Raw genomic sequence first — 16,329 nt, 5'->3', positions numbered from 1 at the left:
TATTTGAATGGTTTTTTCTGGTGAGAAATGCATCACTATTTTCTGTAAATATTAAAGTATGTCTTGGTTGAATATTTTATACGAATTACATTTATAATTAACGGTAATCTTTCGATTTATTAGAAGTTTTACTTCGTTTAAAATACTCGCCGTAGCTACTGCTATGCCTGTGTTTTTAGCCTCGTCAAACTTCAAATATTCTCGAAATCTTTTCCGTCATTATAAAATGTAATTCGTATTAAATTTGGGAATGTCAATTTAGGTGGTCGTGCATTAGGGCTTTAAATTTTGTTCTAAAAAATAATATATTTACAGAACAAAACTCGCAATTGTGTCTATGATAAAGACGGTATTTACCAGTAATGACTTGGAGCAAATCTCTGGCATCAAGGCTCACACCATTCGCATTTGGGAAAAACGCTACAATTTGTTGAGCCCCAATAAAGCATCGCGCAATATTCGAACCTACGATGTCAATAACCTTCATAAATTGTTGAATGTAGCCCTGCTCAATAAATATGGATATAAGATATCTAAGATTGCCGCCATGTCTGAGGAAGTCATCGAACAGACGGCCAGAACCTTGGTCTTGACTGAAGCGCAAAATGATAAGTTGATTCTCGATCTCAAATTGTCTATGTATCAGTTTGATCAATCAATGTTCCATGATCTCTACCACAAAATTGTCGCTGAATCCTCATTTGAACAGGGTTTCGAAAAGGTTTTTTTTCCCTTTTTAGAATTTATAGGTATGCTGTGGCAGACAACGGCTATAAAACCAGTTCACGAGCATTTTATATCTAATCTGATTATTCAAAAGATACAACAGGCTATAGCCAAACAGCCTTTGCCTGCCCAATCCAAAGATATTTATGTACTGTTTTTGCCCGAAAATGAAATTCATGAAATAGGACTGCTCTATCTCCAATACTGGTTACTTAAGTCTGGCTGTACAACGGTGTATTTGGGCCGAGATGTTCCAATGAATAATTTGGAAGATATATTGTTTCTTTCCGATCAACTCAAATTTGTTACCTATTTTAATTTCTTTCCCAATCCAGCTCAAATTCGAAATTACATTCTTCAATTCGAAGAAATGATAGTGGATACCCATCATCAATTGATCGCAATATGTCATCACGTCGAATCTTTGGATCAAAATGGATTTAAGAGGACAATCTGCTATTCCTCCCCCAAAGAAATATTGTAAATCCTTGATTTTTTCATTTTGTTTTATTAAATTGCCAATAAGTAAAACAAAATGAAAAAAAATATCCACATTATCGGTTCTGGTTTTTCTAGTATAGCGGCAGCATGCTATCTAGCCCAACAAGGTTGTCAAGTAACCATATTGGAGAAAAATGATGGCATTGGAGGGAGGGCATCTGTCTATAAAAAGGATGGATTTACCTTTGATATGGGGCCGACTTGGTATTGGATGCCCGATATTTTTGAACGTTTTTTTGCTGATTTTGGTAAGCAGCCCTCTGACTATTATCATTTGGAGCGATTGGCGCCTGCTTATCAAGTATATTTTGACAAAATGGATTCGTTATTGGTTTCTGACCAATTGGAGGCTATTTACGATATGTTTGAGCAGGAAGAACCTGGCAGTGCAAAACATTTGCGGTCATTTTTAAAAACAGCTCAAGGCAATTACGATGTAGCCCTCAGTGCGTTGGTTTATCAACCCGGTATTTCCCCCTTTGAATTAGTGAATTGGGATACGATAACTAGGCTCAACCAAGTCCTGACTACGATCAAGGATGAAGTGCGAGCCAAAATTGTGAGTCTCAAGCTGATTAAGATCTTGGAATTTCCCGTATTGTTCTTGGGTGCCAAGCCCAGTAAGACCCCTGGTTTATACAGCTTTATGAATTGGGCAGATTTTGGATTAGGTACTTGGCATCCCAAGGGTGGTATGTATGAGGTGGTGAAAGGAATGGCCGATTTGGCCGACTCTTTGGGTGTGGTATTTAAAACCAATATTGAAGTCCAAAAGATAAATGTAGGATCAGATCGAAGTGTATCCTCTTTAAGTACAAATCAAGGTGTGTTTGAGGTCGACATCTTATTGAGCGGAGCGGATTACCACCATACAGAGTCATTGTTGGATGTGGGTTTTCGACAGTATAGTGAGTCTTATTGGAATAAGCGTACTTTTGCACCCTCTTCCTTGTTGTTTTATATTGGTTTAGATAAAAAACTGGAACATGTCTCTCATCACACCTTGTTTTTCGATACCGATTTTGATCGTCATGCATATGCTATTTACGATGAACCGGCATGGCCAGAGAAGCCTTTGTTTTATGCAAGTTTTCCCAGTATCACCGATGAAGGATTTGCGCCCAGTGGTAAGGAGGCGGCAACTATCCTGATTCCACTGGCTCCCGGATTGGAAGATACAGAAGAAATGCGGACATTTTATTTTGAAGAAATCATGAATCGGCTAGAAACTTTAACTGGTCAGGAGGTTCGATCGCAGGTCTTGTTTGCTGAAAGTTTCTGTGTGAACGATTTTAAAGATCGTTATCATTCTTATAAAGGAAATGCCTATGGCTTGGCCAATACTTTGACCCAAACCGCTTTTTTGCGGCCTAAGATAAAGAGCAAAAAAGTCAAAAATTTATTTTTTACTGGGCAATTAACCGTGCCCGGTCCCGGTGTACCACCTGCTTTGATATCGGGAAAAATAGCTGCCAATCAAATTTTAAAACAACTTGCCCATGAAAAATATTTTTGATCAAACCGCCGAGAAATGTGCAGTCTTAGTAACCCGTCAATACAGTACTTCCTTTTCAATTGCCGTTAAATTATTGGCGCCCAGTATTCGCAAAGACATATATAATATATATGGTTTTGTCCGCTTTGTCGATGAAATAGTGGATTCATTTCACGACTACGATAAAGAGAAATTACTAAATAAGTTTGAAGTAGATTATTATGAATCCCTAGAAGATGGAATAAGTCTAAACCCCATCCTCAATGCCTTTCAGCACACGGTTCGCACCTATGGTATTAGTCATGATATGGTGGCGTCGTTTTTTAAGAGCATGCGTGCCGATTTGACGGTAAAAAACTATGATAGTGTAGAGCAATACCATGAATATATTTATGGCAGTGCCGATGTAGTGGGTTTAATGTGTCTTAAAGTATTTGTGCATGGAGAGGATGAAAAATACGAAGCGCTTAGGCCTGCGGCCATGAGATTGGGTTCGGCATTTCAAAAGGTTAACTTTTTGCGCGATTTAAAGGATGATGTGGAAATCTTGGACCGGTCTTATTTTCCCAACATCGACTTTCAAAATTTTGCCAATCACAATAAGGAAGAGATTATCGCCGATATCGAGGCAGATTTTGATTATGCTTACAGATATGGGATATTAAAACTTCCAGTAGAGGCCAAGTTTGGGGTTTATGTAGCTTATAGGTATTACAAGCGATTGTTGCATAAAATAAATGCCACACCAATAGCGGAAATTTTAGATGGCAGGATTCGCATATCCAATCTTACTAAATTGTCTCTAATGGCTCAATCATATCTCAGGTACAGGTTGAATCTATTGTGATAAAATACAAATAAGTATTTATACTTTTCTGCGTAATATTTTACAGAAAAATGGAGTGTATGTATAGTTATTAGCGAATACATTTTATAATGAATGAAGGAAGTGAGGCCACTGTGCTGAGGTGACTGAAAGTAGTTGCTCTATAGAGCAACCCGATGGACTAAATGTCCATCGGATGAGGATGACTGAACGAAATACGAAGTATCCAATCGACTAAATGTCGATTGGGTGAAGGAACCGAAACCTCCGTGTTTCGGGTGGGTTGGCCACTGTGCTCCGGCGTGACTGCAACGTAATTCGTTAGCGAATTTCATGGAATCTCGTCGCAGCGCAGTGGCTAACCCACCCGAGGTACAGTGACCTCGGCTCCCTCATCCAATCCACATTAAGTGGATTGGGTACTTTGTACTATATTCGGTCGTTCTCGCCAGAGCCCGATTTACGGGCTCTGGTGCTTTGCACTTTGCTCGTTCACTCCGGCGTGATTGCGCCGTATGTCGATAGGTTTTTAGCCATTGGCTCCGGCTTGGTAATTCTCTCCTATCGACAGCAAATATCATTTTTCTATCTAAATTAAAGATTGATGTGAATCGAATGATACCATGAATGGTGATGTTCATGGATTTGTCACACTTTTTGCCCAGTATCTCTTATGTCCCCCGCTGGCGGGGTGACTGAGCATAGTTGTCCGAAGGACAACCAAATGCCGTAAATCGGCATTTGGCGAAGGAACCGGAGCCACTGCGCTGCGGCATCGCTACCCCGTAAATCCACAGCAAACATCATTTTTCTATTAAAATCAAAGATTGATGTGGATTGAATGATACCATGAACGGTGGTCATCATGGATTTGTCACACTTTTTGCCCAATTTATCCTAATATATCATTACAATAAATGAAAATATATGATCTCTTCATGTCAGACGATTGAATATGCAAAAAGTCCGCCAAATTAACATTGTTTGATGCTTTATACACCTCACCCACCCGAGGGAATAATCCCTCGGTTCCCTCATCAAATGCCTTTAGTAGGCATTTGGCTCTTCGAGCTTCATTCGGTCACCCACGGCTATTAGACTACGTCCTTTCAGAACTTTTTTAAGCTTGAATGGCGTTTGTGCGCCGTATGTCGATAGGTTTTAATCCACCATGCCGAAACCTGATTAGAATGTAAATCTGGAAAATTTTACTTAATAATATTATGTCGTCCCTTCAGGACTTCTTTCGATACCATATCCTTAGACAGGACTTCGTCCTGCCCTGACATATTTCGCCCTTTCTGGGCTTTTCATAAAACGTAATTGGTATTAAATGTTTGCGTAGAGCAGCATTTCGATGCTTATGGATTTGTCACACTTTTTGCTCAGTATCTCTTATGTCCCCCGCTGGCTGAATGACCGAGCAAAGTTGCTCCTTAGAGCAACCAAATGTCCTTAATATGACTGAATATAGTACGAAGTACCAAAGGTCGTAAATCGACCTTTGATGAAGGAACCACGACCATTGTGTCGTGGGTGGGGAAGCCAGAGGGAACCGGAGCCACTGTGCTCCGGCGCGACTGCAACGTAATTCGTTAGGTTTTAGCCATTGGCTTTGGGCAAACCAATCTAATATAACAAGAGAAAGTCCTGAAAGGACGTAGTCTAATAGCATAGGGTGAAACCCTATGAAAAGGATGCCTTCCTAGAAAAAAGTCCTGAAGGGACGAGGGAATTCATTTCTATCGTCAGCAAACATCATTTTTCTATTTAAATCAAAGATTGATGTGGATTGAATGATACCATGAACGGCGATGTTCATGGATTTGTCATGATTTTTGTGATGAGTATAATGAAAAGGGTTGTTGTAATATCTGTGAATTAGGAGGTAGTTAATTTCTAGTTCACTCCGATTTGAATGTCAGGACATTTATCGGTGAATGCCATATAATCACGTCATAATACGGTGGGCATCATTACCTCGCGTGTGCAATGACCGCGATTTCTACCCAATCCTACACAAAAAAAAGAGACCAAACTGGATAGGTTTGGTCTCTTTACTAAATATGGATACTATTAAACTTTTTATTCTATAACCTTGGTATTTCCTACCCCTCGTAGGGTAATGTCAACAGGTGTATTGGTTTTCCATGATCCCGCCGTAAAATCGGGAATGTCAATGGAGGTAGATCTATTGCGAAGTGAAGCTTCACTCAACGGAGCAATGGCGCTCCAAAGGGCTGCATCGTAAACATCCATATCCAGAGAAATACCATTGCGCAAACAATCGATTAATCTCCAGTCCATGATAAAGTCCATACCGCCATGGCCTCCTATCTTTTTGGCCATTTCACCAACTGTACTAATCAATTCCGGGGTGTATTCTTTCTCTAATTCTTTGAATTCCGCTTCTGTTTTCCATTCGTGTCCAGTGGCTATCCGAGCAGGAGAGGGGTATTTTCGAGCGATACCCTTGGTTCCCGTAACGAGGTGAATTCTTGAATACGGTCGAGGAGAACTCACATCGTGTTGGACCATTAAAGTTTTTCCTTTCTTGGTCTTAATCGTTGTTGTATTCATGTTGCCTCGGTAATTCTTACTGGCCCAAGTGTTGTAGTATGGATCTTCGGCCGCCAACTCCTCGGCATGGGCTCTCATGGTAAAGTCATTGGTGGATATTGAAACGAGGTAGTCCATTTGGTCACCGCGATTGATATCCATTGCCCAACTAATGGGGCCTAGTCCATGTGTGGGATATAAACTCCCGTCTCTTGTGGCGTTTTCGTCCAATCTCCACATGTCGTAATACCCATCTTTTTTGAAATTCAGCTCTAAGAGGTCATGTATATAGGCGCCTTCAGCATGGAATACTTCTCCAAAAAAACCTTTCTTGATCATGTTGAGGGTGAGCATTTCAAAGAAGTCATAGCAACAATTCTCCAAAATCATACAGTGTTTCTTGGTGCGCTCTGAGGTTTCGACCAATTGCCAGCACTCTTCCAAAGTCGTAGCAGCGGGTACTTCTGTCACAGCATGCTTGTCGTGCTCCATGGCATATACACACATTGGCGTATGCCAGTCCCATGGGGTGCAAATGTATATTAAGTCGATATCTGTACGTTCACATACTTTTTTCCACTCCATACTCCCTCCGGAATATAGGTCGGGATTGTGCTTTGTTCCTTTTAATCGAGCTTTGGCTCTCTCCGCTTTCTCAGGCCTAATATCGCACAATGCTTTTATCTCTACTCCCTGTATTTTACTCAGTCGAGATACGGCACCAGGACCTCGTTGTCCCAAGCCAATGATTCCCACCCTTACCGTATCAATTTTTGGTGCAGCATAACCACACATGTTGGTGTGTTGTGTGCGCCCACGCTTGTAAAGCGCAGAAGAAATTTCTGTATTTTTAGTTTGTAGTAAATTTACTCCTGTCAGGCCCAGCCCGGCCAAACTGGACTTTTTTATAAAGTCTCTTCTATTGTTGCTCATTTTGTCGCAAGTTGAATTAATAAAAAAAATCGCTAACCGTTGTAAATTACAAAATTTTTTATAAAATACAAGAATTACTCCCTTTTCATCCCTATTTTAAAGTATTTATAAGGTTTTGTTATCGTTTAATAGATGATTACTTGTGAAGACTTTTTTTCATTTGAGGACATATTTATTTGATTAAAACATCGATTTCGGCTACTTTGATTACTTCACTTTCATCAATAGTGGCCAATGGAGAAAAAGAAATATATCTTCCTTTTATGGCTTTAAAGGAAATCGTCTGCATAATCGGATTGTTTTTAATATTGTCAAAACTACCCTCAGCCACCGTTTTCCATTTTACTCCATCTCTGCTTACTTTAAATCGATATTTAGATACAATACCTGATCCATATCTATTTTGGTCGGGCAAATATTCAAATCCATTTATCTTTTGTAGTTGACCTAAATCCAATACTAGGTCTCTGCCTTTGGCAAGACTTATAGTAGTGAAACCATTGTCGTCAATGCTCTTCTTCCAATCTTTGATGGCTTCACCTTTGACCGCCCAATTTTTCTTGCTTACACTAAACCACTGGCGAGTTACTGGGCTACTTACCATCGAAATATGATCAACGGCCAAGGCTTGAATTTCCCCACTCTGACTAAAGGTGAAAGGCCCATGGTATTTATTAGATGCCGTACTCACTGGGCTGCCATCGGTGGTGTAATAGATCTCAAGGTCGCGATCTCCCGCTTCGATATTCACTTCGTCGTCTTGATCTCTGGTTATGGTTATCTCATTCAATACTTTGGGGGCTCGATATATCTCTACATTGGATATGGTCGGTGGCGCCAAAGTGGATATAATGTTCAAGCGAATCCATCTGGCTTCGACATCGTTAAATCTCAATATTCTTTTGTAACCAATCGTAGATTCTTTAGCTATGTTTATCCATTGATCACCTTGTTTTATATCTACGGTGAATGAGTCTACCCGCTGTCCCAAGGCGATGTATTCCTGTACTAAAAATCGATTAAAGTACTGAGGACTTCCCAAATCATAGGTAATTGAACCAGATCGGGTAAAATCATCGGTGGCCCAGTAAGTCAGAGGATCTCCATCGATGGTTTTGTCTGCCGAAAATGTAGGACTATTTAGCCTGACCGTACTGCTGGTTGCATTACTGCCCTCTAACAAATTGTTTGCAAAATCCTTTTTTAGTTGATTGGACAATGCCATGAGCTGGATCGAATCCTTTTCGTGGACTTTGCCCCTACGATCGACGGGAATATTCAATAAAAAAGAGGCATTTCTCCCAATACTCTCATAATATATATCCAAGAGCCTTGGCAAAGAATGGACCTTGTGGTCTTCCGAAGCGTGATAATACCATCCCGGTCGAATAGATACATCGACTTCTCCGGCTACCCAATGAGATCCTCGTTTATGTCCACTGGGCAATTGTTCTGCATAGGGCCAGCCCGGCCAAACCAAATCTCTATTTAATGTCGACCAATTCGTCCGCCCTGCCGTGCCGTGCTCATTCCCAATCCAACGGACATCTGGCCCGCCGTCGCTAAACATGACAGCATTGGGTTGCAAACGACGTACAAGGTTCCATATTTCGGGAAAATTGTAATAGGTCTTGCGGTCTACTTTTCTTGTCTCATTCGCTCCTCCGTAATACCCATCTCCACCATTGGCACCATCGAACCACACTTCGAAAATATCTCCATATTGGGTCAATAACTCGGTGAGCTGGTTGTGAAAATAAGTAATGTATTTTTCACTGCCATAGTCGGCATGATTTCTATCCCATGGCGAATAATAAATGCCCATCTTTAGTCCATAAGCATCACAGGCCTCCCTGAGTTCTTGGATTACATCGCCTTTTCCATCCTTCCAAGGACTGTTTTCCACCGTATGTTCACTGTATTTTGATGGCCATAGACAAAATCCATCGTGGTGCTTGGCCGTAATGATGATGCCCTTCATGCCGGCTTCTTTGGCTATTTTGGCCCATTGCATACAATCCAGGTCGCTGGGATTGAATATATCTGGCGATTCACCACCACTGCCCCATTCCATATCGGTAAAGGTATTGATGTTGAAGTGGACAAACATATAAAATTCGAGGTCATGCCAATCTAATTGTCTTTCACTGGGCAATGCTCCAAATGGATCAGGTCCTTGTGCATTCAACATCCCTGTACTGAGGGCTAAACAAAGAAGAGTTGTGAGGATTCCGCGTTGAAGAGTTATGATTTTGTTGGCCATGAGGTGGGAAAATTTAGTAAAATAAAAACTCAATATATTGCAAATTATCTTTTTAATCCAAATACAATTGTATTTGTCGGTTATATTTCGAATTTTTATGGTTGATTTGGAGCAAGTTAGAGCCTCAATGCTTTGCGTCTCATTCGGCCCTGGTGGTAATATTCACCACAAGGAACACATAGATTTGTACATAAGATACAAAGAGAGAAGGGGCTATTATTTCAAACCATTGTAGAGCCGCGCTATTAGCGCGGCTCGGGATAGATAAACCTGATTGATTTGGCGGGATTTTTGCTCTATAGACTTTCTTGGACGGATGAATTAAATGTTATTTTAACCTAGATACAATATTAACAACCATTATACAATATCTAATTGCAAAAATCATGACAAATCCATGATGAACACCATTCTTGGTATCATTCAATTCACATCATTCTTTGATTTTAATAGAAAAATGAGGTATGTTGTGGATTTACGGGGTAGCGATGCCGCAGCGCAGTGGCTCCGGTTCCTTCAGGCTTCCCCACCCACGATTCGGAGGCTTCCCCACCCGGAGCACAGTGGCTCCGGTTCCCTCATCCGATGGACATTTAGTCCATCGGGTTGCTCTAAAGAGCAACTACATTCAGTCATCCCGCCAGCGGGGGACATAAGAGATGGTGGGCAAAAAGTGTGACAAATCCATGTTTATCTCATTATTGCCAGCATTTAAATTGTATAAATTCGCAATTCTGACAAAAGAATAGATTTCCCTCGTCCCTTCAGGACTTTTTTCTAGGAATGCATCCTTTTCATAGGGTTTCACCCTATGCTATTAGACTACGCCCCTTCAGGACTTTCTCTTGTTATATTAGATTGTTTTGCCGAAAGCCAATGGCTAAAACCTATCGAATTTCGTTGCAATCACGCCTCACCGTAGAGACTCAATCATGCCGGAGACCGTGGCCATTCCCCAGCACCATATTCGTAATCGAGCAAGTGCAATCTATCTCAATATTTATAGAATTTTATTATGAATAACCTGTATAGTTTGTATTAATAAAGGAGTCTTAGATTGTATTATTCTATTCCGTAAAAGTAATGCTTGTGCTCGATGAATAGGTCTCTATCTCATTGGACCATTCCAATGCAGTCAATTCTTTTTGCTCTCGCTTTCGAATGATGGTGTAAACAGACCCAATGCCGGGTTTGAAATTGATTAATTCCTCAGGGGTGATTAAAATTTTACCCTCACTCAATGGCGAAGTCTTTAGCAAAGTGGTTTTTTCCGTATCGGTAAACACTATGGAAATCTCATAAGACTCATCGGCATTGACCTTCATTTTTTCAAGAAGAACTCGGTTTACTTCCGTACTTGTCCAGTCAACTACCATTACATTCGAGATAGAAATGGAATCAAATGTCATTTTTGGAGTCTCGGGAATTTCGAGGTTTAAATCGATTTTCCAAGGCCGGAGTTGAATTTTTATGGTCGATTCGGTTAATGTATCACTGATCTTGTAACTGTGATAGTTGTTGTCGATATTTCGCGAATGCAATCTCTTGTCCGACCTGTAAAAAGTATACAGCTGCGGGTCGGGAACCAAAGAATCCAATTTGTTGCGTTGATAGACATCTACCTGGCCTTCCAAACCCTTATTGTGTTCTAAATACCTAAATTTTGATGTGATCTTAGGTTTGCCCAATCGTTTTACCTGTGGTCTAGACTGGCATGAAAAAAACAATAGAGACACTACTATGGCCATACCCCAAAGGACGGTCCGAAACACGGTCGCAGCCCCTTTGTTTGCGTCATGTTGTATGTGGTATGGTTTGCTGTTGTTCTTCACCCTCTTTTTAATTTGCCAGCAAAATACTGAATTATTTTTGGTCGTTGACTGCCATGGCTGTCTTAAATCCTTAATCGATTGATTTTTTATGTCAATGAATGGTGAATTCGTGATATCTAAACGCCATATTAATTTAATGTATTATAAAAGCACAAGTAGAAAAATTTCGTCAATTTGGGGATTTTAGCCCGGTCATTACTCTGCTACATTAAAGTGATATACCACACTTTGGGCGCGGCAACATGGTGGTCAACCCGGTTTTTCATCGTTTACATGATTTTAAATAAATTTCAAATGCTATCTTTAAATTTGGTTTAATCAATTCCCTAACACCTTAAAAACATTCCATGAAAAATATACTGATTACCGATGGCGTACATTCTGTTATACTCAATACCTTAATTAAAAAGGGATTTGAGGTAGACTATAGACCAAAATCTACCTTGGACGAAGTGTTGACTATAGTGCAGGATTATCACGGAATAGTCATCAATAGTAAAATCAGAGTGGATCGACATTTTCTAGATCAAGCCAGTCAATTGGAATTTGTAGCCCGTCTGGGAAGCGGGATGGAAATAATCGACCAACGCGCAACCGCAGAAAGAAATATTGCTGTATTTAATTCTCCCAATGGCAATTGCAATGCGGTAGCCGAACACGCTATGGGTATGATATTGATGTGGATGAATCACTTGTACCGCTGCAATACCGAAGTGAAAAATATGTTGTGGTACCGCGAAAAAAACAGAGGAGTGGAATTGTCGGGAAAGAAGGTAGGCATCATAGGATTCGGTCATACAGGATCGGCTTTGGCGCAAAAATTGTCTGGATTTGAAGTGGAAGTATTGGCCTATGACAAGTACAAAACCGATTACGCAGAACCATGGCCTCATGTGACAGAGTGTGCTTCATTGGAGGAAGTTTGTAGTCAAGTCGATGTCTTGAGTTTTCATCTGCCCCTCAATCCCGAAACAGTGCACTTATGCAACAAAAGTTTATTGAATAAATGCAAACGCGGAGTATTATTGGTCAATACCTCACGGGGAAGTGTCATCGATACCGTTGATTTATTGGATGCATTGGATTCGAATCAAGTAGGTGGAGCCTGCCTCGATGTTTTTGAAAATGAAAAGCCCAATACCTATACTTCCGAAGAAAATGAGCGCTTTCAATATTTGTTTTCCATGTCCAATGTCCTAGTCAGTCCACATGTGGCAGGATGGACCGCAGAGTCTAAATATAAGTTAGCTAAAATCCTATTAGATAAAATTTTAACGCATTATCAACTTTAAATTTTTTCTTATTTTTCGTTATTAGATTAGGACTCGAATTGCAAGTTTGTGTTTTGATTAGTAAAAGATGTTATATCTTTAAACTATATTTATGCTTATACTGGAATAGGATCATATGTAAAATGCTGTTTTGTGGTGTTTTATATGTTTTATGTGTTTGCATTGCGAGCTTTGCCAAGGTGTAGTCTCGGAGGATGACAATTTTTGTAAATGTATTGTCATGACTGAAGATATTCTGTATCAGTTATGTCGATAAAAGTAAATGCATTGATACGGCATTAAAGTAAAAAGATGATGTATAGAATTTTAACCATATTGTTGTTTTTAATAACGACCGGACTGACGGCTCAGACTTCCCTAGAAGGGCAAGTTACCGATGAGACACAAGGTGATGCCATTATTTTTGGTACGGTGGCTTTATATAAAAATGATGTTTTAGTGGCGGGTACAGAAACCGACGACAATGGACGCTATGTCTTGTCCAATATAGATCCCGGAAATTACGATGTAGTGGCTAGCTATGTAGGCTATCAATCCAAAAAAATCGAAGGAGTCGTACTATTGGCAGGTAAAAATACCGTTGTCGATATAGCCATTAGTTCAGGTACAATTTTGGATCAAATTGTGATAGTGGAATACAAAGTTCCTCTGGTAGAGCAAGACAACACTACCACAGGAGGTATTATTACCGGTGAGCAGATCCGAAACCTTCCCACAAAATCAATCAACAGCCTTGCGGCCACAGCTTCGGGAGTGTCTTCGTTCGGAGGGGAGTCCTTGGCTATTCGCGGTTCGAGAACCAATGCCACCAATTACTATATCGATGGTATTCGAGTGAGTAGTCAATCCATCCCTCAGAGTGAAATCGATCAATTGCAGGTGATTACCGGTGGGGTAGAAGCCAGATATGGTGACGTGACTGGAGGGATTGTCTCCATCACCACCAAAGGGCCTTCCGAGGTGTTTAGAATCGGAGCAGAATTGGAAACTTCTCAATATTTAGATGCCTTCGGTTACAATGAAATTAACGTCAACGCCAGTGGTCCAATTTGGAAAAATAAAGAAGGACAATCGATATTGGGATATCGTGTAGCTGGGCGTTATCAAGATGTATTGGATGGCAATCCCGGGATTATTCCCAATGCAACTGTGAAATCCTCGGTATTGTCAGAGTTGGAAGCCGATCCATTGGTGATGATTGATGGGACATTATTCTCTAGAGCAGAGTTTTTGCATAATGAGGATTTCGACTTCGATGCTGCCAATATCAACAATCAAACGAATTCCTATAACCTTTCGGGAAAACTCGATGGTAGAATCAATAAGAACATTGATCTTACTTTTTCGGGAAATTATACCAAAAGAGGAAATACAACTTATCCCAGTAGGAGCTACGCTGTATTGAACAGCAACAACAATCCCGAGTCTGAGGGAGATACTTATCGGGGTAACCTTCGGTACCGACATCGCTTTCTCAACAACAAAGGCAATAAGGGCATTATAAGAAATGGAACTTTTATTGTCAATGGCGGATATGAATACGGTATATCTACCTCTTACGATAGTCAACATAAGGACAATTTGTTTCGATATGGCCATGTGGGTAACTTTGACTTCAATTGGATCCCAGCAGAAGGGGAGTCAACATACTCTGGAGCATTGGATGGGGTGGCACATGCCGGTTATCTGCAAATCATGGAGTCGGCTTTTACTCCTTCTATTTTCAATCCGGTACTGGCCAATTACAACAACCATATTGACCAGTCCAATTTTGGTCAGTATAATACCTATAATGGGTTTATTTCTAGTAATTATACAAGCCCTTGGGGATTTTACAACAACGTAGGGACGGTATACAATAGCTACGGTTATGGAGAAACCGAAAAACAAAATTTAAATGCCAGTGTAAGTTTCGATTTATACCCTGGTAATGGCAATCAAGGTCGTCATGCTATAGAAATTGGGGTGAATTACGAAAAAACAACTTCGAGTAGTTATACTGTGAATCCGTTTACCTTATGGTTGTTGGCAAGACAACAGGCCAATCGACATATTATAGGAATTGATACCACTAATATTATCGGTGAATTTCAGGGTTTAATTGATGGGGTTCTATATCCCGAGTTTGCACGACTTATCACAGATTTGCCTGGATCCAAATTTTATAAGGCGGTACGAGAATTGACCAATACTCCTCTCGATGACTATATTAATGTAGATGGCCTGGATCCAGATATGTTGACTCTCGATTTGTTTTCGCCATTAGAACTCAACGACAATCAATTGATTAGCTACAATGGCTATGATTATTTGGGGAATCGAGTGAAAGATGTGACATTCAATGACTTTTTTACCGGGCGAGATGCCAATGGTGAAAGAACCTTTCTCAATCCTTCTTTTGAACCCATTTATGGTGCCGCGTATATTCAGGACAAATTTTCCTATAAAGATATTATTTTTAGAGTGGGGCTAAGAGTTGATTATTACGATGCCAATACAAGGGTCTTAAAGGATCCCTATTCACTTTATCCCATAATGACGGCCAGTGATTATCAAGAGCGTATCGGAGGCGAACATCCATCTACCATTGGTGACGACTTTAAAGTCTATGTGGAAAGTGGTAGTTCGGATAAAATAAAGGCTTATAGAGACGGAGATCAATGGTATTATGCCAATGGAACTCCGGCCAATGATGGCAATCTAATCTTTGGGGGAGAAATTGTCTATCCCAAATACTACGATGAAAAAGTCAATAACATAAAAAGTGACAACTATAATCCGGACGACTCTTTTGAAGATTTTAAACCGACCTTTAATTGGATGCCCAGATTTTCAGTATCGTTTCCCATCTCGGCAAAATCCAATTTCTTCGCCAATTATGATGTATTGGTTCAACGTCCACCAAGCAATACTTTTACCACTCCACTACAGTGGTATTACTTTGAAGACCGGGTGTATAATTCGAATAGCCCAATCAATAACGGAAATTTAAAATCAGAGAAAACCATAAACTATGAAGTAGGTTTTCAACAGTTGTTGACGCCTTTGTCAGCTGTTAAAATAAATGCATTTTATAAGGAATCTAGAGATATGATCCAACAGCGGACCTATCTTTATTTGCCTTCTCCCATTAGTACATATACCACTTATAGCAATATCGATTTTGCAACCATTAAAGGGATGTCCCTGGAATATCATTTGCGACAATCCCAAAACCTAGCCTTGCAAGCCAATTATACCTTGCAAATAGCTCAAGGGACGGGATCTAATGCCAATTCTCAAGCCGGTCTTACCACCAGAGGCAATATTAGGACATTGTCCTATGTAGATCGCGATGAAAGACATTCTCTAAAACTTGTTCTAGATTATAGATATGGACATGGCCGGGCTTATAACGGTCCGCGATGGTTTGATAAAGATATTTTTGCCGATGCGGGGATCAATCTTCAAGCTTTTATGGTTTCGGGACGTCCCTATACCCAGAGGATTCAAGCGACGCCTTTTGGCGGTACAGGATTTGCGGGTTCGTTTAATGGAGCTCGAAAACCTTGGACTTATACTTTGGATATGAGGGTGGACAAGAGTTTTGTTTTGCCAACATCAAAAAAAGAACAACCTCTTTTCCTCAATTTTTCGGTTCGAGTGTTGAATATTTTAAATACTGCCAATGCTAGCGCAGTTTATCCCGTGACAGGATCGCCTTATGATAGTGGGTATTTACAATCACCAGATGGAGAATCCAGTTTGGCCAATATCTCCGATGCCGGCTCCTCAGTTATTCAGGCTGGGCGAGATGCTGATGCTTATATCGATACTTATAATTTTATGGTAAATAATCCCAATTTGTTTTACGCACCTCGAAGAATTTATTTCAGTTGTAGAATTGACTTTTAATGAGAAAT

The 16,329-nt window shown here is 40.3% G+C and carries 8 protein-coding genes; 5 read left to right on the top strand and 3 right to left on the bottom strand.

From position 1 onward, the window contains the following. The first annotated feature begins 337 nt into the window (after positions 1-337). Genes LVD51_RS14625 through LVD51_RS14615 form a run of 3 tightly spaced genes read left to right on the top strand, consistent with a single transcriptional unit; the run spans position 338 to position 3,569 of the window. Positions 338-1,210, top strand: a complete 873-nt coding sequence (locus LVD51_RS14625) for a MerR family transcriptional regulator (protein ID WP_236972141.1) — start codon at positions 338-340, stop codon at positions 1,208-1,210. Between the two features lie 51 nt (positions 1,211-1,261). Next, positions 1,262-2,743 (top strand): phytoene desaturase family protein, encoded by a 1,482-nt coding sequence (locus tag LVD51_RS14620; protein WP_236972140.1) that lies wholly within the window; start codon positions 1,262-1,264, stop codon positions 2,741-2,743. Next, a complete protein-coding gene (locus LVD51_RS14615; protein WP_236972139.1) occupies positions 2,727-3,569 on the top strand; it encodes a phytoene/squalene synthase family protein in 843 nt (280 codons plus the stop codon). The genes LVD51_RS14620 and LVD51_RS14615 overlap by 17 nt, the downstream gene beginning before the upstream one ends. A gap of 2,064 nt (positions 3,570-5,633) precedes the next feature. Here the strand turns inward: LVD51_RS14615 and LVD51_RS14610 are convergent. From LVD51_RS14610 to LVD51_RS14600, 3 genes are all read right to left on the bottom strand, one after another. Next, complete coding sequence (locus LVD51_RS14610) at positions 5,634-7,040, bottom strand: Gfo/Idh/MocA family protein (protein ID WP_236972138.1); 1,407 nt, start codon at positions 7,038-7,040, stop codon at positions 5,634-5,636. 172 nt (positions 7,041-7,212) lie between these two features. Next, positions 7,213-9,303, bottom strand: coding sequence for an alpha-L-fucosidase (locus LVD51_RS14605; RefSeq protein ID WP_236972137.1), 2,091 nt, complete (start codon positions 9,301-9,303; stop codon positions 7,213-7,215). Between the two features lie 1,067 nt (positions 9,304-10,370). Then, positions 10,371-11,135, bottom strand: a complete 765-nt coding sequence (locus LVD51_RS14600) for a hypothetical protein (protein ID WP_236972136.1) — start codon at positions 11,133-11,135, stop codon at positions 10,371-10,373. Positions 11,136-11,482: 347 nt separating this feature from the next. Here LVD51_RS14600 and LVD51_RS14595 point away from each other — a divergent pair, with 347 nt between their 5' ends. Together LVD51_RS14595 and LVD51_RS14590 are read left to right on the top strand one after the other, a co-directional pair. Beyond that, a complete protein-coding gene (locus LVD51_RS14595; RefSeq protein WP_236972135.1) occupies positions 11,483-12,427 on the top strand; it encodes an NAD(P)-dependent oxidoreductase in 945 nt (314 codons plus the stop codon). A gap of 291 nt (positions 12,428-12,718) precedes the next feature. After that, a complete protein-coding gene (locus tag LVD51_RS14590) occupies positions 12,719-16,321 on the top strand; it encodes a TonB-dependent receptor domain-containing protein (RefSeq protein WP_236972134.1) in 3,603 nt (1,200 codons plus the stop codon). Positions 16,322-16,329: the final 8 nt, after the last annotated feature.

It is taken from the genome of Membranihabitans marinus, assembly GCF_021729155.1.
Lineage (GTDB): Bacteria > Bacteroidota > Bacteroidia > Chitinophagales > Saprospiraceae > Membranihabitans > Membranihabitans marinus.
Note: the sequence above shows the minus strand (reverse complement) of the source record. Positions and strands in the feature narration are given on the sequence as shown.